This window comes from Niastella koreensis GR20-10 (assembly GCF_000246855.1).
In the GTDB taxonomy this organism is placed as follows: Bacteria; Bacteroidota; Bacteroidia; order Chitinophagales; family Chitinophagaceae; genus Niastella; species Niastella koreensis.
Genome location: NC_016609.1, coordinates 7,474,504 through 7,496,774, shown reverse-complemented (window position 1 = coordinate 7,496,774; position 22,271 = coordinate 7,474,504). Strand labels below are relative to the sequence as shown.

The window sequence follows — 22,271 nt, the reverse complement described above, 5'->3', positions numbered from 1 at the left end:
AATTGTAAGTTATGATCAGTAGTAAGCAATGGGCAGGCTTTTGTTTAATGATCCTATCCATACATATTTTATCTGCATGCAACAGGGGCAATAAACAGCCTGCGTTGTTTGAAATGCTGGATGAAAGCAGTACTGGATTACATTTTACCAATACCCTTATACCCAGCGATTCGTTCAATATTTTTCATTACATGTATTATTATAATGGTGCAGGTGTGGGTGCCGGTGATTTTAACAACGATGGCCTGGTTGACCTGTTCTTTGCTTCGAACATGGAACAGAATAAACTGTTTTTAAATACAGGTAAGCTGCATTTTAAAGAAGTGACAAAAGAATCCGGCATACCCGATGACCATGGTTGGAGCACCGGTGTTTCTGTGGTGGATATTAACAACGATGGCCTGCTGGACCTCTACATCTGCCGTGTGGGAAATTATGGTCCGTTAAAGAGTCATAACCAGTTATTGATCTGTACGGGTATTGATAAGGATGGCGTACCGCACTATGTTGACAAAGCGCATGAGTTAGGGGTAGATTTCTCGGGGTTTAGTACCCAGGCCGCTTTTCTTGATTACGATGGGGATGGAGATCTGGACCTGTATTTGTTGAATCATTCCGTGCATGCCATTAGCAATTTCCGCCCGCGTAAAGAGTTTATGGGTACGTATGAAACCCTTTCCGGCGACCGGTTATTCCGCAATGATGGGGAGGCCCGATTTACCGAGGTAACAAAGGAATCGGGTATCAACAGTACAATCATTGGGTATGGGCTGGGTATAGCGGTAAGCGATATTAATCTGGATGGCTATCCCGATATCTACATCGGGAACGATTTTCACGAAAACGATTACCTGTACATCAATCAGCACAATGGAACGTTTAAGGAAGAACTGGGCAAGTGTATGATGCATACCAGCCAGTATAGCATGGGAGTAGATATTGCCGATGTAAATAATGACGGGTATTCAGAGATCATTTCCATGGACATGCTGCCTGCCAATCCCTATATTTTAAAAAGATCGCTGGGTGAAGATACCTGGGACCTGTATAATGAAAAGATAAAGATTGGGTATAACTACCAGTACACACGTAATAACCTGCAGTTAAACGACCGCAATGGTACCTTTAGTGAGGTGGGTTTGTATAGCGGCATAGCTGCCACCGACTGGAGCTGGGCTGCCTTGTGGATGGATTTTGATAACGATGGAATGAAGGACCTGTTTGTCTCAAACGGTATTCCCAAGCGAATGAACGATATAGATTTCATCAATTATATAGGTAACGAAGAAATTCAAAACAAACTACGGACCAATAAAAGCCATGAAAAAGACCTGGCCCTTACTGATAAATTTCCCCAGATAAAAATCCCCAACAAATTCTTCAGAAATACCGGTAACCTGGCCTTTGCCGATCTGGACCAACTTATAGGCGATAATAAATCCACCTATTCAAATGGCGCTGTTTATGCCGATTTGGATAACGATGGCGACCTGGATGTGGTGGTAAACAACATCAACGACCCGGTGATGGTGTATGAAAACAAAAGCAACGACAAACACGACAAGGCTTATGTTGATATAAAGCTGAAAGGTCCGGATGGAAACATTAATGCAGTGGGCGCCAAGCTGGTATTGTTTGGGAATAATCAGCTGTACCTGTATGAAAAGCAGGCCGTGCATGGGTTTATGTCATCTATGGAAATTCCGATGCATATCGGTCTTGACAAAATAAAACCGGATTCTTCATTCCTTATTTGGCCAGATAACACCTTTGTTCGAATTAACCTGTCAGCGAACGATGCTCACCAGACATTTACCTGGCAAAACGGACTGCCAGCATTCGATTACAGGACAATAACAACTTTTAAAAAGAATACGACAAAGCCTGGTTCAAACATCACCGATAGTGTTCGGTTAGACTATCTGCATAAAGAAAATCATTTTGCCGAGTTTGACCGGGAACCCCTGATCCCACACATGCTTTCTACCGAAGGCCCGGCATTGGCAATAGCAGATCTGAACAACGATGGTTTAGAAGACGTATATATTGGCGCCGCCAAATGGGAAAAGAGCGCCGTGTACCTGCAAAAACCCGGTGGAACATTTTACCGTACTGTTCAGCCCGGTCTGGACGCCGATAGTACGTTTGAAGATGTGGATGCCTGCATAACAGATGTGAATAACGATCATTTTCCTGACCTTATAGTTGCCAGTGGTGGCAATGAGTTTTACGGCAACGATGAACACCTGTTGCCCCGCGTATACCTGAATGATGGCAAGGGACAATTTATCCGGTTGCCCGATGCGTTTACCGGGTTGTATGAAACCTTCTCCTGTGTGGTGCCTTATGATTTTAATAAAGATGGCTTTGTTGATCTGTTTATTGGTGGCAGGGCCATACCCTGGGCTTATGGGCAAATACCCCGATCTTATTTGTTACAAAACGATGGCACTGGTAAGTTTAAAGATGTTACCGCGGAACATGCAAAAGATCTGGGCAGTGCAGGATTTGTAACGCGTGCTATCTGGTTCGATCTGGATAAAGACGGCGATAATGATCTTATTTGTTCATTTGAATGGGGCGGTATAGATGCCTGGATAAATAACAATGGCCAGTTTACGCGTAAGGCGCTGACAGATAAAAAAGGCTGGTGGAATTTTGTTTTACCCTGCGACATCGATAACGATGGCGATATTGACCTGGTAGCAGGCAATCTGGGTTTGAACAGCCGGCTTAAAGCATCGGATAAAGAACCCGTTCGGATATACTACAATGATTTTGATGATAACGGCAAAAAGGAACAGGTGTTAACCTATTATGTACAGGGAAAAGAAATACCCTTCGCCAATAAATCAGAACTGGAAAAACAAATGCCGGTTTTGAAAAAGAACTTTTTGTATGCCGAGGACTTTGCCAAAGCGCGATTGGGCGAACTTTTTCCTTCAGATAAATTGAAAACGGCAGAAGTATTAACGGCCAATTACTTTTCCAATGCCATTTTGATTAACGATGGTCACATGCAGTTTACCACACAGGAATTGCCCTGGGAGGCGCAGTTAACAAGCTACCGCGATGCTGCAATCGTAAACGCCAATAACGACAGTCTGCCCGATCTGTTACTGGGGGGCAACTATTATGAAAATAATGTGGAAATGGGCAGGTATGATGCCGATTGGGGCACTTTGTTGATTAACAAGGGAAATGACAGGTTTGAAGTGGCAAAGCCCAACGGCTTAACTATAAAAGGACAGGTACGGCGCATACAAAAAATTGACATTGCCCAAAAAGAAGCATTTGTACTGGCACGCAATAACGACAGTGTTATGGTGATACGGTTTTCAAAATAGCGGCACATAAATATCGGTTACCCACCGGGTGGTGTCTGTTTCTTTACTTCTGTCGGTAATAAGTTGTTGAAAGGGAAGCGCCATCACCGTTCTGTGATAATCCTGTACATATAATTGAAATTGATGTAAGGCCTCCTTTACAGTGGCATCGCCCCCATGTACCCGTGAAACCCAAAAGTGGTTCAGGGGAATACGGGTATTGAAAAATCGTCCACTGGCAGGGATCTCTTTGTTTATAGGAAGGGCTACCAGTAATTGGTATCCGAATGGATTTAAGGTTGTGATATTCATGATCGGAATACCGGTTGGTTTTGCCTGTTGTGCGGAACTGTAGCTTTTTAAATCATCGATTAACGAATAGATATTTTCAACAGAAGGATAGGCGGTCTGGTATTTTTTTGTGCTGATTAGGAATGAGTCTCTAAAAACAGTTTCCCGGATGGAAATGCCATAGATGTTTTCTTTCTTTTCAGCAAATGACTTAAAGTGACCGAGCACTGCAGCCATGTTATTTTTTAAGGAAATAGCCTGCCGGTAACGTTGAATACGCGAAATGGGATTAAGCGCCGTAGGATAACTGCACATCCATTGAAGGGTTGTGGAGTCCCCGCCAGCCGGCAACAGGTGCAGGGTACTATTAATAGCCAATTTGTTGTAATGAATGGTTATCTCAAGCGTATTCAGCAGTTTTTTTGTAATCGTATAGCTGCCGTTTTGAAACAGAAAGCTGTTGCTTTGCCATGAGGAACCTGGCCACCAGTTTTTCCATTTTTCTTCGGTGGCCATATTTCTATAGGCGCCGGGGATGGTACAGCTAATGGGAGTGGATTGAACGATGTCGAGGCGGGCAGGTATAAACAGATAAATGCTTGCAACTGCCGCAATAATAATAAAAGCCAGTACCAATAGCCATTTTTTCATAGTGCCAATTAAACGATCTCTATTTGCAAAATAGCGAATATTGGTATTATGAACAACCGCTTATTGTACGTCTTTTTGATGATCGATGATAAACTGAATAATATCTTCCAGTGGGGTGTTTATGCGTGCAATGGCATCGGTAATATCATCCCGGTTTACCTGTGCAGCGAAGGAAGGTGTTTTTAATTTTTTCATTACACTTTTCACATTCATGCCGTCGTATTTGGTAGGGCGTATAAGTGCCGATGCGTGAATAAAACCAGATAATTCATCAAATACATAAATCATTTTATCCATGATATTATTAGGCTCTACTCCAAAATACCGGGGGCCATGCGAAGCAATGCAATGGATCACTTCAGGATCTATATCACGGCGTTCCAGTTCTTCAACAATTACCCGGCAATGGTCGTCGGGGTATTTTTCCCAATCGGCATCGTGTAGCAGCCCGGCCAGTTCCCATTTTCGCGCAGTGAGTTCATCGGCCTGTTCTTTTTCAGTGGCCCAGGCTTTCATTACGGCAGCCACCTGTTTCATGTGCAGGCGCAGCCGATCGTTGGGCACCCATTCGTTTAATAATTGATGAGCTTCTTCAACAGGCATCAGGTTTCCGGCATTGGCAACATCACCAAATGTGTTGCGGCCGAGGAGGTGAGTGGACATGGTTAACAGAATGATTTTGTTTTTGTGTGCTCGTAATTTACGATTTGATTTTCTAAATCCTGTTTTAAATGAAGAGCAGTTACCAGGAATAATTATTTTCGTAATGAGAGTTTGTCTGGCCGTCTGGAGCCTGGTGATTTCATCTTTCAGGTCTTCGATCAGAAATAATGTATTTACATATTGATCGTCGTTTTCCGGCTCCATAGTGGTTACTCTTTGAGTTTATACTTTTTTATTAGGGCTTCAACGGGAATATGTAACAATTCACTGAATTTGCGGATCATAGCTAAGGAGAGCGCCTGTTTGTAATTCAGTACTTTGCTGAGGGTGCCCTTATCGCCGTATTCTTTGGCCAGGTCGGTAAGTTTGTAGCCGAAATCTTCCATGCGGAGTTTGACAAATCAATTTGAGCAATGATGCGATAAGTATTGTGTACAATCTCAAATCGCACCCGGTTATGTTTGAGTGTTTTGGCATTTGGAAATTGACTAAAACTTATAATTCCTGTACAAAACGGAAAGCAAAGGCCGTTAAAAAGAAGCCAAAGAAAGTAAGAAAGTAAGCAACCTTTATAAAAAATAGCCATCCACAGGTATGCGGATGGCTATTCTTAAGTGCGCCCGGCACGGGCGCAAACTTTAGGGTGTAAGTCCCGAACGCACCTTGATAGTGGGAAGCGTTAACCAAAGGCAAGGGTGTCCTCCGCGATCGCGCTGTGCAAAGCCCGTGAAGTGGGGATATACAAAATGAAACACTTCAGCACAACCCGACAGGTAACCAATCCTGTCCGATAAGGTCTAGTCAACCACCGGAAGCGAGTCTTGCGTAGTGGTCAGAAATGACTGCACGAAGCGTAGACAGCGACTGCCAAGGGTATGCCATCAGAGCCTCGAAACGACACTCCACACTGAAGTCTTGGCTTTTTGCGGCGCCAGGACCACATCAAACCAGCGTTACGACGAGTTGGCAAGATTCAGTCGGGGTCCAAGAACATATCACAGGTAGACAAGGGTAGTACGGGAACACAGGAGAGCCTACCGCCTCCAACCAAAATCGGTTAACAGGGATAAACCGAGCTTTAAGGAATCCAAGTTAACAGGGTAAGTATTGTCACCCTGTAAAACGACAAGAAAAGACGATACTGGAAGGTATCCTGACCGAGAGAAATCGAAGGAAAGGAGAAGGGTGAAGGCAGTCTTAGCATCCTCATAGTACTGATAGAAGGGTGGGAAATCAGTTCCATGAAAGCCACTTAGTAAGGAAGGGGGATGCCTGCTTACGGAACTGCATTTTAGAAACATTTTAATGTACCAGAGACATGGAAAAGATGTTAACAGTTGAAATGCAGATAGCAGACCGGGCCAGGAAGAACCGGTCTGAAGCCATGACGAATCTGCATCAGTTCATCGATGAAAAGCTGCTTCATGAAAGCTTAGCTACGCTAAACAAAAAGGGAGCCAGTGGCGTCGATGAAGAAACGTGGATAGACTATCACAAACAACGGGAAACAAGAATCCCACAATTACTAGCAGCCTTTAAAAGCGGCAACTACCGGGCGCCAAACATCCGACGGGTTTATATACCCAAGGATAAAGGAAAACTTCGGCCGCTTGGACTACCTACCGTAGAAGATAAGGTGCTGCAGACTGCAGTAACTAGGGTGTTGCGACCGGTGTATGAGGATATATTCTACCACAGCTCATATGGATTCAGACCCGGTAAATCACAACATCAGGCATTGGAAGAGTTAACCCGACAAGTTAGTTTGGAAGGCAAGCGCTATATAATAGACGCTGATATGCAAAACTACTTCGGGAGTATTAATCATCAATGTCTGCGTGACCTCCTTGACCTCAGGATAAAAGATGGCGTGATTAGAAAGATGATCGACAAATGGCTCAAAGCCGGCATACTGGATAACGGACAACTTGTGTATCCGACTGAAGGGACCCCACAAGGGGGGAGCATCTCACCCTTAATCAGTAACGTGTATCTGCACTATGTACTAGACGAATGGTTCTATCAACAGATACGACCGCTACTGAAAGGCGATAGTTTTCTTATCCGTTTTGCTGACGACTTTCTGTTAGGATTTACCAACAAGGAAGACGCGTTACGGGTGATGCATGTGCTACCCAAACGCTTAGGGAAATATGGACTGATGCTGCATCCTGAGAAAACCAAGCTAATAGACTTGACAACAAAAAAGGGAGGACCAGACCAGGAAAAGAACACATTTGACTTTTTAGGCTTCTGCCACCACATGGGTTTTAGCCGCAAAGGCAAATGTATCCTTAAACGTAAGACCAGTAGCAAGAAATTAAATGCCTCATTGAATCGGATGAGTGAATGGATAAGAAACAATAGAGATAAAATAGGAATACAGGAATTGTTAACCGGAATAAACCAGAAACTTCGAGGCCATTACGTCTACTATGGAATAACATTCAACAGCCGAAGGCTTAACTCGTACTATCGCCAAACCCAACGACTATTGCACAAATGGCTTAACCGCCGCGGTGGCAAAAGGGTATGGATATGGGAAAAGATTATAAAGCTAACGGAAGAATGGTTGCCTTTAGAGAGACCTAGAATCTATCACAATCGTCTTTTAGCGAGACCGTAAATGTGGAGGAACCGTGTGCAGGAAATCTGCTCGCACGGGTCTGTGGGGGAGCGGGGAGGCAACGAATCGCTCTACCCGGAGGAGGAATCTGAAGGAAGCCGGCGGTAAATCTCCGGCCTGACGAACAGGAAGCAGATGAGGCAGTTATCTGTGGGCGAGTTTGCTTAACAAAACAAAGCCCTAAACTATCTGAAACAGACAGCTGTATATCTGACAGGTATATGGAGAGAAAGTTTGCGCACCTTACCCGGGGAGATCTGTTAAACGGTGGACGGAGGGAGAAGCGCCGCCCGAAGGAGCAAGAGTATATAGCGATATATGCTTGTTTAACAGAAGTCAGCCGAGGCCGTAGTACCTGAAGAACGAGGGAAGGGCCGAACATTAAACGTCCGCGGAGTAACTCTGGAACTGGGATGATCGTCAAGAAAGCAGAAAACTCTGAATAGAGAGCTGCCCTGCAAGAGCTATGCTGGAAGCAGAAGGGTACCAGGGAGCGCTGAGCGATCGTCTTGAAAGAAGGAAAGAAACAAGGAAGCAGGAGAGAAAAAAAAAAGAAAGTAGATGAGATGTTACTGGAAGAAATCTTAAGCAGGCCCAATATGCTCGCAGCTTATGACCGGGTGACTGGCAATAAGGGAGCTGCTGGTATTGATGGAGTTGAAGCCAAAGACTTCAAACTGCAGCTTGACGGGGCATGGGTGCAGGTTAAATCCCAGCTGGAAAACGGGAGCTATCAACCGCAAGCGGTTAAGCGGGTAACGATCCCTAAGCCCAATGGCGGTGAACGTCATTTAGGAATACCAACCTACATGGACCGGTTAATCCAACAAGCAATCTCCCAAGTATTGGTGAAGCAGTACGAACCTACGTTCTCAGAAAATAGTTATGGGTTCCGCAGTGAAAAGAATGCCCATCAGGCAGCCTTAAAAGCAAAGGAATACATCAATGCTGGCTACAGCCACGTGGTAGACCTTGACCTGTCGCAGTTCTTCGATCGGGTGAACCATGATTATCTGATGAATGAGTTGAGCCGTCGAATAACGGACAAGCGGGTTCTAAAATTGATCCACAAAATACTTAGAAGTGAGATAGCGGAAGGTGCCAACCGTATACCCTGTAAACAAGGGGTACCTCAAGGCGGCCCGCTAAGTCCACTGCTGTCCAACATTATCCTTGATAAATTGGACAAAGAGCTGGAAAAGCGAGGCCTGAGGTATGTAAGATACGCTGATGATTGTAGTATTTACGTAAAGAGCAAACGTGCTGGTGATCGGGTAATGGAAAGCATTACCCGTTACATAGAAAAGGAATTGAAGCTAGTAGTAAATGCGGTCAAAAGCAGTGTAACGCGTCCGTGGCTGATGAAACTGCTGGGGTTCACCTTCTATCATAAGAAAGGTGAAAGGGGAATAAGCGTCCATCGCAAAAGCATTGCAGTTTATAAGGACAAAGTTCGTGCAATTACATGCCGAAGCAAACCTTATAGTATGCCAATGCGTATGGAGCGCACCCGCCAACTGAACCAGGGTTGGGGAAATTACTTTAAGCTAAGTGAGACAAAATCGGTGTTTGAAGAACTGGACATGTGGGTCAGAAGCCGGCTACGCCTGTGCTATTGGCAGCAATGGAAAAAGCCCCGCACCCGAATTGCGGAGTTGATAAAATTAGGGATAAGCCCAAATCAGGCATACCAATGGGGTAATATTCGTAAAGGGAAATGGCGAAGCGTACAAAGTCCGATGCTTCGGCGTGCCATGAGTAACAGCTACTTAAAGAAAGAAGGCTTCACTAGTCTAACAGACATTGTAAAGCCTTCTAAAACTGTTTATGTTTAATGAACCGCCGTATGCCGAACGGCACGTACGGTGGTGTGAGAGGACAGTAAGGGAAGTAATCCCTTACTTCCTACTCGATAATTTTGCAACAGGCGCTGGCTTACCTGGTAACCGGAGCCTGGTAACCAGCAACGTTATTTTACCCTCTCCAACAAACTCAAATGTCTTTCGCGGTAACCATTTGGGTCGAAGCTAACGGCTCCGGCCGACCAGCTTTTTATTTGTGAAAGGGTCATGCTTCCTTTATAAGCTGAGTTTCTTAAGTACAAACCCAATGCCGCCACAGATGCTGCAAAGCGCATGTTTTCGCTGCTGCTTGCAAAGTCGAGCCCCGCATCAAAAATATCCAGATCGAGGGGAATGCTGGTGGCCGCTTCGGGTCTTTTATAACGGAAATGGATAGTAAAGGTAGGATCGGTAGTGGCATTTGCACCGCCGTTAGGTTCTATTTCATAGATGGCGGTAATGGTTTGTCCGGCCCCGATTTCACCGGCATCGGCCTGGTCATTTTCGAAATTTTTATTTTCCATTACGCGGTTTTCGTAACCAATTAACCGGTAGCTTTTAACAATCTGCTTATTGAAAGTTACCTGCACTTTTACATCTTTAGCTACTGTCAAAAACTTGCTGTAATCATCAACAAATACTTTTTTAAGTTCATCGTGATTGTCGAGGTATTCATAATTGCCGTTTCCTTTGTTGGCAATTTTTTCCATCATAGCATCATTCAGGTTGTCGTTACCAACGCCCAGGGTGGTTAGAAAAATCCCCTTTTCGCGTTGTTCCTGCACCAGTTTTACCAGCTCGTCGGTAGAAGTAATGCCTACATTGAAATCGCCATCGGTGCCCATAATAACCCGGTTGTTACCATTGGGTATAAAATTCTTTTCGGCTACTTCGTAAGCTTCCCTGATGCCGCCTGAACCGTAAGTGCTTCCGCCTGCACCCAGGCCTTTGATGGCCTTAATTATTTTATCTTTTTGAGTGCCGGGGGTAGATTCCAGCGCGAGGGAAAAATAACCTGAGTAGGTAACAACGGCCACACGGTCTTCGGGGCGCATTTGGTTAACGAAATTGATGAATCCGTTTTTTAATAACGCCAGTTTATCGTCCGATGCCATGGACCCCGACACATCTATCAGCAACACAAAATTAGCAAGGGGGTATTGTTCTTTGGCAATTGACTTTCCTTTTATGCCTATGCGAATGAGTTTATGTTCCTTATTCCAGGGGCAGGCGCTCACTTCGCCATTAACGGCAATAGGCGCATCTCCTGTGGGATTTTCATAGTCATAGGTAAAATAGTTTACCATTTCTTCGGTGCGAAGGCTTTTGAAATTATTCTCTCCGCTTTCGTTTAGCATTCTTCTGGTGAGGGCGTAAGAAGCGCCATCGGCATCTATGGAAAATGTTGAAGTGGCAGAGTCACTGGTTTTTATAAAGGCATTTTCCTCCACTGCTGCCAGGTTGGGGTTGCCAATATTGCCGGTTTCCGGTCCATTGTTATAAAGTGAGGCATTAAAACTACCTACCTGATGTGAAGGAGCGCAGGCCGCGGCAAATAAGGTGATAGAAAACAGCAAAATGGCTGGTCCTTTTTTCTTTATGGGCATAAGAAGGGGTTTTGGGTGCATGAACGCATTTGTGGGGCGCCTGTTGCGTAAGGCGGGCTTTTTTGGGGGAATAAGGCTCGCGGAGAACTTTGAACCTGGAACTTTGAACTGAGAACTGATTTGCTGAACAGCGTTCCGGACCCTGAAGTGAGTGACACACGGAGGTTGAACAGCCATCCAACCGCTGGTTTCCCCCAAATAAAGGCCCTAAAAGGCCCGCTGAATGCGGTTTTTAAGCAGCAGTAAAAAATATATGTCAAAATATTTATTGAAAATCAATTAATTGCAAGGTTGCGATGAAAAAATAGTTTTCCGTTTTCTTGTTGTACCGATTAGAACAGTCTATCTTTGCGACCCGTTTTTAGTTACTGATTAAAAGCGGAAACAGCAAGCGGGATGGCGTTGCTGTTTATATTCTTAACCGGCTGAAGCAATTTTCAGCCAACAATTTTTCAAAAATGAGTAAACTACATTTCACTACCCAACATGCGAATGCGGCTACCGTAAAACGCAACTGGTATGTTGTAGACGGTACCAATCAAACCGTGGGACGCATGTGCGCGAAAATAGCAGCTATTCTTCGTGGTAAGAATAAGCCCTACTATACGCCACATGTTGATTGCGGAGACTACATTATCGTTATCAATGCGGACAAAGTAAAATTCACCGGTAACAAAACTGAAGAAAAAGAATACCTGACCTTCTCTGGTTACCCCGGTGGTCAAAAAGCTGAAACAGCCCGCGAACTGCTGCGCCGTCGTCCGGAAGTAGTGGTAGAAAGAGCGGTAAAAGGTATGTTGCCTAAGAATCGCCTTGGCCGCAAAATGTATAAGAAATTATTTGTGTATGCCGGCGACCAACACGAGCATGCTGCACAAAAACCTCAATCTTTAACTTTCTAATTGTTTACAATACATGGAAAAGCAAAAAAATGCCGTAGGTCGTCGTAAAGAAGCTGTGACACGAGTTTGGTTGTCACGTGGAACCGGTAAGATCACCGTTAACGATAAAGACTACAAAGAATATTTTTCACTGGTATATCTGCAAAACCAGGTAGAGCTGCCTTTAAAAGCAACTCAATCGTTGGATAAATTTGATGTAAAGATCAATGCTGCCGGTGGTGGTATGAAAGGTCAGGCTGAAGCTGCTAAACTGGGCATCGGTCGTGCTTTACTCGAAGTAAGCGCTGATTATCGTCCAGCATTAAAAGCGGTTGGTGTTCTGAAACGCGATCCGAGATCTGTTGAACGTAAGAAATTCGGTCACAAAAAAGCTCGTCGCAGCTACCAGTTCAGCAAACGTTAATCCATACCAGCGCCTTCGCCAGATGGCGGAGAGCGTTTTGGAAACGCTTGTGGTTATTATCAATTTATTCAAACACACATTTTCAACTTAGTTAAATGGAAAATAACACTTCATTGCAACAGCAGCTCCTGGATGCCGGTGTACACTTTGGTCACCTGCGTAAGAAGTGGAACCCAAAAATGTTGCCTTACATTTTTGCTGAAAAGAAAGGCATTCACATCATTGATCTGAATAAAACTACCGAACACCTCACAGAAGCAGCAGCTGCCTTAAAGCAGATTGCCCGCAGCGGTAAAAAGATCATGTTTGTAGGTACTAAGAAACAGGCTAAAGAAATTGTTACTGAGTGCGCACGTAAAGTAAACATGCCTTTCGTTACCGAGCGTTGGTTGGGTGGTATGTTAACCAACTTCAACACCGTTCGTAAGAGCGTTAAGAAAATGCAGAGCATTGACAAAATGCTGACTGAAAGCACTGCAGACGTTCTGACTAAAAAAGAGAAATTAACCCTCGGCCGCGACCGTGATAAAATGGATAAAGTACTGGGTGGTATCAGCCAACTGGGCCGTGTACCTGCAGCTTTGTTCATCATCGACATCGGTCACGAGCACATTGCGCTGGCTGAAGCCAAAAGACTGGGTATTACCACTTTTGGTATGGTTGATACCAACTGTGATCCTAATAAAGTTGACTTTGCGATCCCTGCAAACGACGACGCTACAAAGTCTATCGCAATCATCACTCAATATATCACTGCTGCTATAGCTGAAGGTCTTGCTGAAAGACAAGCGGCTAAAGACGAAGATGCTGACGAGCAAACAGACGACGAAAAAGAAAAGAAAGCTCAGCGCTTATTAGCTGAAGCTGAAGCTGAAGGTGGTCGTGGCCGTGGTGGAAACAGAGGCGGTGGTAACAATGCAGGTGGCGGCGGCGGTGGCCGTGGTCATGGCGGTGGCGGTGGTCATCGCGGTGGTGGCCAGAACCGTGGCGGTGGCGGCGGTAACCGTGGTGGCGGTAACCGTGGACCTGGCGGTGGCAGAAGATAGTGCGTCGCACTCTTGTGCGTTTGGTTCGCTACTGAACAGAATTAATAAAATGAAAATGATTCCTCAAAAGATCCTGTGCGTTAATTCAGGTTATTTGTGGAATCATTTTCAAATTTTCATAATATTTAAATTATCTATTTTATATGTCAGGAGTTGCTATTACTGCCGCTGATATTAACAAGCTTCGCCAAATGACCGGCGCTGGCATGATGGATTGCCGCAAAGCATTGACAGAAACCAATGGCGATTTCGAAGCTGCTATTGACTGGCTTCGTAAAAAAGGCGCCAAGGTAGCTGCGCTGCGTGGCGATCGTGAGGCAAAAGAAGGTGTGGTGCTGGCTAAAACAACAGCCGATAATAAAACCGGTATCGCTATCTGCCTGAGCTGCGAAACCGACTTCGTTGGTAAAAACTCTGATTTCATCGCTTTTGCACAAAGCATCATCGATGCTGCTGTTGCCGGCAATGTAAAAAGCCTCGATGAACTGAATGGCATTTCTATCAATGGCGCTAAAGTTGCCGACCTGGTTAACGATAAACTGGCGAGCATTGGTGAAAAGATCGGTATCACTAAATTTGAGCGTGTTGATGCTGACTACGTAGCTTCATACATTCACGGTGCTAACCGTATAGGTGTACTGGTGGGTATGACTAAAGCTGCTCCGGAAGCCGGTAAAGACGTAGCTATGCAAATTGCTGCTATGAACCCCGTTGCTGTTGATGCAAGCTCAGTATCTGCTGCTACCATCGAGCGCGAGCGCGCTATTGTTACCGAGCAAATCAAAGCTGATCCTAAAATGGCCGGAAAGCCAGATGAGATGATCAACAAGATCGCAGAAGGTAAATTGAACGCATTCTTCAAAGAAAGCACCCTGGTAAACCAGGCTTTCGTAAAAGATAATGCTAAAACCGTTGGTGATTACCTGAAAAGTGTAGATGGTGGTTTACAGGTTACTGAATTCAAGCGTGTAGCTTTAGGATAAGCTTAACGCATTAAAATATAAAAAAAGGGAGCATCCGTAACGGGTGTTCCCTTTTTTATTTGGCCTAAAATGCGGTTGTTAGCAAAGCATTTTACAAAAGCTGTAAAACATTAATAAAAAATCCTTTCTTTGCACAGCCCTTTGAGAACTAAACCGGCTGTTCTTGGTTCTTTAGTTCTGTGTTTAGCGTTGGTTAAAACAGGAATTTGACAATCAAAAAATAAAAAGGTCATTCATACATGCTACCAAAGTACAAGCGCATTTTAGTAAAGCTTTCCGGTGAATCGTTAATGGGCGATAAGAGTTTTGGAATGGACCCCGCTATCCTGGCACAGTACGCACACGATATTAAAGAGTTGGTTGAACTGGGTGTTCAGGTGGCTATAGTAATTGGGGGTGGTAATATTTACCGGGGAATGAATGAGGCAGAAACAGGTATTGAACGCGCTCACGGCGATTATATGGGCATGCTGGCCACGGTTATCAATGGAATGGCAATGCAGGCCATGCTGGAGAAAATCGGGGTTTTTACGCGTTTGCAAAGCGCCATTAAAATGGAGCAGATCGCAGAACCCTACATCCGTCGCCGCGCCATCCGCCACGTTGAAAAAGGCAGAGTAGTGATCTTTGGCGCCGGAACCGGTAACCCATACTTCACTACCGATACCGCCGGCTCGTTGCGTGCTATTGAAATACAGGCCGATGTGATCCTGAAAGGCACCCGTGTTGATGGTATTTACACGGCTGACCCCGAAAAAGATCCCACTGCAAAGAAATTCGATACCATCACCTTCCAGGAATGTATCAGCAAAAACCTGCGGGTAATGGATATGACGGCATTTACACTGTGTATGGAAAATAAACTCCCCATCATTGTGTTTGACATGAACAAACCCGGAAACCTGCGCCGGGTGGCCTGTGGCGAAAAAGTAGGCACCCTGGTTAAAGGATAAGTGACTGATAAACATTAACTTAAAATTATTAGTCGGCCTTTTTGCATTTATCGAATTAACGTATTAAATTTCCAATAAGAAAAACCACCAGATTGGTGGTTTTTTCATTACCTCCTGGTCTGAGATCCCATGAAAAATATAGTGCTGTGTATGAAAGAAGATCACCCTCGCGTGATGTGGTGTTTATTCTAATTCCGAAGCCGTTATGAACTGTTTATTGGTTTTACTGGGGTACCAGATGTATGTTGGGGTTATGGAAATTATTGTCTTCCTGCTTGGCGGGGTAGCATTGGGCTTCTTTATTCATTTCTTTCTGGTGAGCCGCAGAACCATGAACATAAACATCCCCAGACCCGAACCTCCCATAATAGCCGATGCGGCTTTTCAAAATACCGACGAATGGCGCGTGAAATATTACGAGGAAATGGAAGTGCAGGAAAAGATCCAGATGCAATTGCGCCGCGACCTCGATACTGTACGCGACAACGAAGAATTGCTCACTATAGAAGTTGAAGAATTACACAAAGAATTAAAACGTCGGCACGATGCCGCGCCCACTCAGCCCGCTGTAGTGCACGCCGGCTCCCAGGAAGAGCAGAGCGAAGAATACCTGTTGAGGTTGCAAAAAACACAGGACGCCCTGGGGGAACAAAACCAGCAGATCACCTTATTGCTCGACCAGATAGAGCTGTTAAAGCAAACAGAATACAAGCATATTGACACCATAAAGGCGAATGAGGAGCTGAACGCCCGGTTAAATGAAATGTTGCTGGTGCTCAGCAATAAAGACGCGCGCATTCACGAACTGGAACAGTCGCAATTGCTCTCGGAAGAAATGGAAGAACGGATGCAAAAGGCGTATGAGGAATTTAATGCCATCCGGGAGAAAATGTCGAAGGTGGAAAGCCTTAGCAACCCGCCCAGCCGCCAATATGAGCTGGAGGAGTTGCAACAGACACATTTCAAACTCATCAGGGAGTTTGACGAATACAAACAAAAGCACCTCGATTTGCTGGAAGAGAACCAGCGGCTGTCGAGGTTGTTGTCCGATACGGAAGAAAAGCTGCGCGAATCGAATTTTCAGCGGCAGACGTTACAAAAAAAAGTTTCCTTCCTCGAAGAGCTCAACCGCGATCTGCAACAGATCTCAGAACACAATAAAAAGCTCGAGAATCAACTCCGGCGCATGAGTGAAATAGAAGTGATGCTGGCCCGGGTGCAGGGCAAAAGCGGCGGTAAAAGCAGCGATTCGCCGCCGGAATAAAGAGAACAGCTCGGGCTCCAAGCTGTAAGCCATAAGCTCCCGCAGCGCCGAGTAAACTGTATTCACCTTTCTCATTCCTCATTTTTAATTCTTCATTTTTCATTTCCTTGTATTCACTTCTACATCCGATATTCAAAATTCGATATTCAACATATTAATTCATCTCCATCAACTGCTTAAACTCCGGCTTTAAACAACTGTCAAGTTCCTTATACGAAATATATAAATACACATCTCCCTGTGCATAAGAGCCTACTTCATAAGGATTGTAATGAAAACCTATGCCTTTTGACGTAAGCATAATATTCTGGCCAACGGGAATGATGTTGGAGAACAGGTAGTCGGATATTTTTTCTTCTTTGCCTAAATGGTTAACTGTGCGGAACTTTTTTTCGAGCAGGGCTTGTAACATTGCCCGGCAGGTTACGGTATCCAGTATATCGGTTATAGTAAGCTTGCGGTTGTGAATAAGGTCAACACAGTGATAAAATGTATAGTGATTAGGGTGTGCTCCGCCACCATCGATATAAGTACTGGCTGACAGGGTGAGCAGTTTTTCGCTCAGGTAGGTTACCTGCACCTCTTTTTCCAGGTCGTAGGTTATAGCCTCATCTTCTTTTCTAACAGGGTTCAGTATTTCGTTCTTCTGTTTTATCATTACCATCCCTATCTCCTCTCCGCTGCTTTTTTCATCAAATTCGGCGGCAATCAATTGCTTTATAAGGTTGGCAGCCGGGTGTTGCGAACCTGCGACCGGCCACACCGCAGCCGCTTCATAGTTCAATTCGGCACGGCCATATTCTGCTTTAGGCAACTTTTTCTCCCCTTGCGTGTAGATATAATCAAAGGCCAGCCCGCTGTTGTTGTTTTTAGTGCTAACGCGAAAAGCCAGTAGCTTGCCTTTATACGACCAGGTACCTGAAAAGGTGCTGTCTTTGAAGTTTCCCGATAAAACTTCGGTTGCATTTCCTTCTCCATCGCTATGGGCAAGCTCTAAAAAACGGTCCTTATTTATATTGCCGGAGATGTCGATGGCTTCTTCGGAGCTGTTGTAATAGTAACAGCCACTGAACTTATCATTGACCCGGTATAAGTGAAAAGTAACCGGGTATTTATCTATGGCGCCGGTAAAATTGTAATAACGGGTTACAACAGGGGCCGGTTTACTGGTTTGGGCAAGTGTGGTAGTAACACTGCCAAGTATAAATAACAGTATGTATATGTGTCTCATACGAAGAGACCTAAATTAATCTGTAAACAGGTATGATCAAAATCAGTGAGGTTAATTTCAGATGCCATTAACTTTGTGCCATTAAATAAAGCCTATGTCATCTACTATTGCTGATATACGTAAAGATTATAAGTTACAATCATTACTGGAGAAAGATGTAAATGTGAATGCCATTGCCCAGTTCAACAACTGGTGGCAGGAAGCCATCCACAGCGAAATTGACGAAGTAAACGCCATGACGCTGGCCACCGCATCGGCAGACGGCATTCCTGCTGCACGTATTGTGCTGCTGAAAGGGTTCGATGACGGGGGGTTTGTGTTTTTTACCAATTATGAAAGCTTTAAAGGAATGCATCTGGCCGAAAACCCACGCGCATGCCTGGTATTTTTCTGGAAAGAACTGGAACGGCAGGTACGCATTACCGGACTGGTTGAAAAGGTAAGTGACGTGGAAAGCGATGCTTATTTTAACAGTCGCCCTGAAGGCAGCCGTATCGGGGCCTGGGCATCGCCGCAAAGCCAGGTGATTATAAGCCGGGAATGGCTGCAGGAAAGGGAGAAAACATACGCTAAGGATTTCTCTGGTAAACCGTTAAAAAGGCCGGCTCACTGGGGAGGTTACCGGGTAAAACCTGTTACCATCGAGTTCTGGCAGGGCCGTCCCAGCCGTTTGCACGACCGGTTGCAATATACCCTGGAAGGCAATAATGAGTGGAAAATAGAGCGTTTGGCGCCGTAATCAGTTAACTGGTTGAAAGGTTAACAGGTTAACAAGCTTGCTTGCTAACCTGTTAACAAATGCCTACTTCTTTTTATCAGCGGCAACAGCCTTTTTTACCCGCGCAGGGCGGCTTTTTCCGTATGAACCTTTAAAGGTTTTACCTTTTTTCGTTTTTTTATCTCCTCTACCCATGTTATGTGTTTATTAAAGTGAATTGTTTAGAAATGCAAAAATAAAAAAAGCTCCGATACTTCGCATGCAGTAACGGAGCCTTTCGTGCTTTAGGCAGAAATTATAATTTAGCCTGCAATTCTTTACCAGCTTTGAAACGGGCAACTTTTTTAGCTTTAATCTTAATCACAGCACCGGTTTGCGGATTACGACCATTGCGAGCTGCTCTTTTTGATACAGAGAATGTACCAAAACCAACCAGGGTAACTTTACCACCACCTTTTAAGGTCTTAGTAACTGCTTCAATAAAAGAATCGAGAGCAGCATTAGCCTGTGTCTTAGTAATGCCTGAATCATCGGCAAGTTTTGCAATTAATTCAGCTTTGTTCATAGTGTGATTTTTTAAAAATTATGCAGAGACAAATTTAGCCGGTTTTTGGTTGAAACAAAATTTTTTGGTCGAAAAATTAACATTTGATAAAATGCTGAAAGCCGCTTGGGATAAGGTTTTTAGCAAATTGAAATGTTTTGTAATACGTTTTGTGAATTGATGTTACACGCTGAAATGCTGTAGGGCCTTATGTTTCATGCATTATCCGCTGAAATGCTGGCCGGTAAAGGGTTTCGTGGAATATACAATAAATTTAGCCTGATGGCTGTTAAAATATTATTATCCACACTCAGTGCACAACCTCCATTATAGTACGGAATGCAATGAAACGATCGCCCCATTTATCGAAAGATCTCCTTTGCAGGGCTGGTGCAAACTCCTCTGTAAACTGATAGTAATTCTCCAATGAAGGAGCGAAATATTGTATAACAAAGGTCATGCCTTCTGTATCATCCTGCTCCAGCAACCTGAACATTTTCCATTCTGTAAACAATCCTAATGCCATTATCTCGGGTATGTGTTCCTGAATCAGCCACTGTAACCACGCTTCCTCTATGAACGGATCGATCTTAATGGTGTTGTTGAATACGATCATGGTAATGGTGTAACAAAATTCTGCTAATAGTGTTGTGATAAACGCAGATAAGCTGTAAAAATTACATTTATTGCACTTTTGTCAATTCAAGGTACACAGGGCAGTGGTCGCTGTGTTTAACATCGTGGTAAATGTCTGCACTTTTTAACCGGCTGCGCAGGGGATCGGTGGCGGTAATATAGTCGAGCCGCCAACCTTTATTTTGCGCCCGTACCGTGGGAAAACGCTGGCTCCACCAGCTGTACCGGTGTGGTTCATTGTGGAAAACCCGGAAGGTATCTATCCAGCCGTTCTGTAAAAATTGATCCATCCATGCTCTTTCCTCAGGTAAAAAGCCCGAAGTGTTTTTATTCCCTTTGGGATCGTGAATATCCAGTTCGGTATGTGCAATATTATAATCGCCGCACAGTATCAGGTTGGGATATTTCTTTTTCAATGTTTCCAGGTACGAATGAAAATCATTCAGCCACTCGTATTTGAATGTTTGCCGTACATCGCCCGTTGTACCAGAGGGAAAATACGCGTTTATAAGCCTGATGTCACCAAAATCAAGTTGTATAACTCTGCCTTCATCATCACTTACAGCATGTTGGTTACCGTATTCAACGTTGTCGGGTTTTATTTTTGTCAGCACCGCCACGCCACTGTATCCTTTTTTTGTTGCCGAAAACCAGTAGTCCTCGTAACCGCAATCGATGATCTGCTGGCGGTTAACATTGTCTTTAGTGGCTTTTGTTTCCTGCAAACAGATAATATCTGCCGGATCGGTTTTTAACCAATCGCAAAAACCCTTGGTCATGGCGGCTCTTATGCCATTCACATTATAACTAATAATGCGCATGTTTTTTTGTTTAATTTGGCTGGCAATTTACACTATTGATATGGAAGCAGCTTCAGCAAAGAAAAAGATTGAACCGATAATTCCACCGAAAGAACAGGTTTATCTGGATGGGCCTAAAAGCCGACGTTATGAGCTGGGTTTTGCCTGGCGCGTATTCAGACAATTCATAAAAGGATTTCGTACACTACACTTTGTGGGACCCTGTATCACCGTTTTTGGGTCGGCCCGGTTTAAAGAAGACCATCCTTACTATGATGCTTCCCGGGAATTTGGAAAACGCATTGCCGAAATTGGCTTTACTACTATGACCGGGGGCGGACCCGGTGTTATGGAAGCTGCCAACCGCGGCGCTTTTGAAAATGGCGGGCCTTCTGTTGGCTGTAACATTCAGTTACCTTTTGAACAACAGGCCAACAAATACATGAACAAGTCCATCACATTCGAACATTTCTTTGTTCGCAAAGTGCTGATGGTTAAATATTCATATGCATTCATCATTATGCCGGGCGGGTTTGGCACCATGGATGAGTTTTTTGAAACCTTAACCCTGGTACAAACAAAAACCATTACCCAGTTCCCCATTGTTTTGTTTGGTAAGGAATACTACAGCAACTTGTGGAATTATGCCGAGTTTATGGCCTTGCAGGGAACCATTAGCCGCGACGATATGAAACTGGTTTTGTTAACCGATAGCATAGATGAAGCCATGGACCATATTCGTACCTATATAAGCCAGAACTATAAAGTAAAATCCCGCAAACGTTTCTGGTGGTTGTTTGAAAAGCGATAACAGCGTTGTATATAAATCAAAAGGGGCAAAGCGGTATTACTGCTTTGCCCCTTTTAACTTATGTTAAGTATGATCTCTTTTAAATCTTTTTGCCAGAGGGAATTGCGATGCCAAGGCTTAACACCATTTCATAGGTGCCAAATGACTGACTGGCTCTGCCTTTATAAACGGCCAGGTGTGAATACCGGGCATAATCAATTTTGTTTGAGTATTCCAGGTAAACAGTGTTGAAGAAAGTGGCTTTGATACAGCCTTCAATTCCTACGTTCCAGCCGCCAAACTGAAAATCAGGGTCGTTATTCTGACCAAAAAGGCTGTTGTCTACGTGAGGGATAACAGGACCAATACCCGCTTTCCCGAGGGCATCGATTCTTATTTTATTATGGGCTACATTTTCCAGGTGCCAGCGTTTCACGAAGTTGAACAGTAAAAAGTTAGCCCCATTATTCAGATAATAATAAAATCCATTGGCTGCATTGAATGCCACAGTGGTATCAACACCTTTGTTGGCGCCCATTTTACCGGTAATGCGAACGTTCTGATCGGCAAAAATATACTTGGTGTGATCGAAGTTGATTTCAAAGCCCAGTCCTTTTTCCTGGTTGAAGATATAGCCAAGACGGTAGTTGTACTGAGGTATGGTAAGGGCCTTTTTAAACAGGCCTTCATTCCAACCTTCATGGTCGTGAGCCTTTACGTGATTAAAAAGGTAGTAGTTACCAAGCTCAGGCTGGTTAACACGAATGTTACTATGTGTGTACCATTCTGTATTATATCCCCAGGAGAAATATAACTCCCCCTTACGTTTAGGATACTGATATTTGGATTGAGCTGCTGCAAAAAAAGGCACGATCAATGTTGCTATTGCCACAATAGCACTTCTACTGAATTTTCTCATTACGCTACAGTTAAAGGCATTTTCAAGGGAACGTTGTCCAAACGAATATGCTTATTTTAATATTGTGAATTAAGAGC

General features: G+C 44.2%; 22 protein-coding genes. 11 read left to right on the top strand and 11 right to left on the bottom strand.

Annotated elements, in window-relative coordinates; genetic code table 11:
• Positions 1 to 11: 11 nt before the first annotated feature.
• On the top strand, positions 12 to 3,347 hold the full coding sequence (locus tag NIAKO_RS29740) for a VCBS repeat-containing protein (protein ID WP_014222176.1): 3,336 nt from the start codon (positions 12 to 14) through the stop codon (positions 3,345 to 3,347).
• Here the strand turns inward: NIAKO_RS29740 and NIAKO_RS29735 are convergent.
• From NIAKO_RS29735 to NIAKO_RS39860, 4 genes are all read right to left on the bottom strand, one after another.
• Positions 3,339 to 4,268 (bottom strand): GyrI-like domain-containing protein, encoded by a 930-nt coding sequence (locus NIAKO_RS29735; protein ID WP_014222175.1) that lies wholly within the window; start codon positions 4,266 to 4,268, stop codon positions 3,339 to 3,341. The genes NIAKO_RS29740 and NIAKO_RS29735 overlap by 9 nt on opposite strands.
• A 60-nt stretch (positions 4,269 to 4,328) precedes the next feature.
• Positions 4,329 to 4,931 (bottom strand): HD domain-containing protein, encoded by a 603-nt coding sequence (locus NIAKO_RS29730; protein ID WP_041349592.1) that lies wholly within the window; start codon positions 4,929 to 4,931, stop codon positions 4,329 to 4,331.
• 209 nt (positions 4,932 to 5,140) lie between these two features.
• Complete coding sequence (locus NIAKO_RS39225) at positions 5,141 to 5,317, bottom strand: helix-turn-helix domain-containing protein (RefSeq protein WP_207622423.1); 177 nt, start codon at positions 5,315 to 5,317, stop codon at positions 5,141 to 5,143.
• On the bottom strand, positions 5,242 to 5,517 hold the full coding sequence (locus tag NIAKO_RS39860) for a type II toxin-antitoxin system HigB family toxin (RefSeq protein ID WP_071884259.1): 276 nt from the start codon (positions 5,515 to 5,517) through the stop codon (positions 5,242 to 5,244). The genes NIAKO_RS39225 and NIAKO_RS39860 overlap by 76 nt, the downstream gene beginning before the upstream one ends.
• 732 nt (positions 5,518 to 6,249) lie before the next feature.
• Here NIAKO_RS39860 and ltrA (NIAKO_RS29720) point away from each other — a divergent pair.
• Together ltrA (NIAKO_RS29720) and ltrA (NIAKO_RS29715) are read left to right on the top strand one after the other, a co-directional pair.
• Positions 6,250 to 7,557: a group II intron reverse transcriptase/maturase gene (ltrA, locus tag NIAKO_RS29720; protein WP_014222173.1), complete on the top strand. Its 1,308-nt coding sequence runs from the start codon at positions 6,250 to 6,252 to the stop codon at positions 7,555 to 7,557.
• Positions 7,558 to 8,066: 509 nt separating this feature from the next.
• Complete coding sequence (ltrA, locus tag NIAKO_RS29715; RefSeq protein ID WP_207622424.1) at positions 8,067 to 9,392, top strand: group II intron reverse transcriptase/maturase; 1,326 nt, start codon at positions 8,067 to 8,069, stop codon at positions 9,390 to 9,392.
• 134 nt (positions 9,393 to 9,526) lie between these two features.
• Here the strand turns inward: ltrA (NIAKO_RS29715) and NIAKO_RS29710 are convergent, their stop codons facing one another.
• Positions 9,527 to 11,005: a vWA domain-containing protein gene (locus NIAKO_RS29710; protein WP_014222170.1), complete on the bottom strand. Its 1,479-nt coding sequence runs from the start codon at positions 11,003 to 11,005 to the stop codon at positions 9,527 to 9,529.
• 458 nt (positions 11,006 to 11,463) lie between these two features.
• Between NIAKO_RS29710 and rplM the strand changes: the two genes are divergently transcribed.
• The 6 genes from rplM to NIAKO_RS29680 all read left to right on the top strand — a co-directional run bounded on the left by rplM (position 11,464) and on the right by NIAKO_RS29680 (position 16,556).
• Positions 11,464 to 11,907: a 50S ribosomal protein L13 gene (gene rplM / locus NIAKO_RS29705; RefSeq protein WP_014222169.1), complete on the top strand. Its 444-nt coding sequence runs from the start codon at positions 11,464 to 11,466 to the stop codon at positions 11,905 to 11,907.
• Positions 11,908 to 11,920: 13 nt separating this feature from the next.
• Complete coding sequence (gene rpsI / locus NIAKO_RS29700; RefSeq protein WP_014222168.1) at positions 11,921 to 12,310, top strand: 30S ribosomal protein S9; 390 nt, start codon at positions 11,921 to 11,923, stop codon at positions 12,308 to 12,310.
• Positions 12,311 to 12,405: 95 nt separating this feature from the next.
• A complete protein-coding gene (gene rpsB, locus NIAKO_RS39635) occupies positions 12,406 to 13,356 on the top strand; it encodes a 30S ribosomal protein S2 (RefSeq protein ID WP_014222167.1) in 951 nt (316 codons plus the stop codon).
• 143 nt (positions 13,357 to 13,499) lie between these two features.
• On the top strand, positions 13,500 to 14,339 hold the full coding sequence (tsf, locus tag NIAKO_RS29690; protein WP_014222166.1) for a translation elongation factor Ts: 840 nt from the start codon (positions 13,500 to 13,502) through the stop codon (positions 14,337 to 14,339).
• Between the two features lie 239 nt (positions 14,340 to 14,578).
• Positions 14,579 to 15,292, top strand: coding sequence for a UMP kinase (gene pyrH / locus NIAKO_RS29685; RefSeq protein ID WP_014222165.1), 714 nt, complete (start codon positions 14,579 to 14,581; stop codon positions 15,290 to 15,292).
• A 205-nt stretch (positions 15,293 to 15,497) separates the two neighbouring features.
• On the top strand, positions 15,498 to 16,556 hold the full coding sequence (locus NIAKO_RS29680) for a coiled-coil domain-containing protein (protein WP_014222164.1): 1,059 nt from the start codon (positions 15,498 to 15,500) through the stop codon (positions 16,554 to 16,556).
• Between the two features lie 154 nt (positions 16,557 to 16,710).
• Here the strand turns inward: NIAKO_RS29680 and NIAKO_RS29675 are convergent, their stop codons facing one another.
• On the bottom strand, positions 16,711 to 17,787 hold the full coding sequence (locus tag NIAKO_RS29675; RefSeq protein WP_014222163.1) for an RsiV family protein: 1,077 nt from the start codon (positions 17,785 to 17,787) through the stop codon (positions 16,711 to 16,713).
• A gap of 94 nt (positions 17,788 to 17,881) precedes the next feature.
• Here NIAKO_RS29675 and pdxH point away from each other — a divergent pair, with 94 nt between their 5' ends.
• Positions 17,882 to 18,526, top strand: a complete 645-nt coding sequence (gene pdxH, locus NIAKO_RS29670) for a pyridoxamine 5'-phosphate oxidase (protein WP_014222162.1) — start codon at positions 17,882 to 17,884, stop codon at positions 18,524 to 18,526.
• Between the two features lie 63 nt (positions 18,527 to 18,589).
• On the opposite strand, the gene NIAKO_RS37615 is transcribed toward pdxH, so the two are convergent.
• From NIAKO_RS37615 to NIAKO_RS29655, 4 genes are all read right to left on the bottom strand, one after another.
• Complete coding sequence (locus tag NIAKO_RS37615; protein ID WP_014222161.1) at positions 18,590 to 18,700, bottom strand: 30S ribosomal protein THX; 111 nt, start codon at positions 18,698 to 18,700, stop codon at positions 18,590 to 18,592.
• 100 nt (positions 18,701 to 18,800) lie between these two features.
• On the bottom strand, positions 18,801 to 19,070 hold the full coding sequence (locus NIAKO_RS29665) for an HU family DNA-binding protein (RefSeq protein WP_014222160.1): 270 nt from the start codon (positions 19,068 to 19,070) through the stop codon (positions 18,801 to 18,803).
• 289 nt (positions 19,071 to 19,359) lie between these two features.
• Positions 19,360 to 19,665 (bottom strand): DUF4286 family protein, encoded by a 306-nt coding sequence (locus NIAKO_RS29660; protein ID WP_014222159.1) that lies wholly within the window; start codon positions 19,663 to 19,665, stop codon positions 19,360 to 19,362.
• Between the two features lie 67 nt (positions 19,666 to 19,732).
• Positions 19,733 to 20,506 carry an exodeoxyribonuclease III gene (locus NIAKO_RS29655; RefSeq protein WP_014222158.1) on the bottom strand — a complete coding sequence of 258 codons (774 nt, stop codon included), beginning with the start codon at positions 20,504 to 20,506 and terminating at the stop codon, positions 19,733 to 19,735.
• A 40-nt stretch (positions 20,507 to 20,546) separates the two neighbouring features.
• Between NIAKO_RS29655 and NIAKO_RS29650 the strand changes: the two genes are divergently transcribed.
• Positions 20,547 to 21,296, top strand: coding sequence for an LOG family protein (locus NIAKO_RS29650; RefSeq protein ID WP_014222157.1), 750 nt, complete (start codon positions 20,547 to 20,549; stop codon positions 21,294 to 21,296).
• 79 nt (positions 21,297 to 21,375) lie between these two features.
• On the opposite strand, the gene NIAKO_RS29645 is transcribed toward NIAKO_RS29650, so the two are convergent.
• Positions 21,376 to 22,194 carry a hypothetical protein gene (locus NIAKO_RS29645; RefSeq protein ID WP_014222156.1) on the bottom strand — a complete coding sequence of 273 codons (819 nt, stop codon included), beginning with the start codon at positions 22,192 to 22,194 and terminating at the stop codon, positions 21,376 to 21,378.
• Positions 22,195 to 22,271 lie beyond the last annotated feature (77 nt).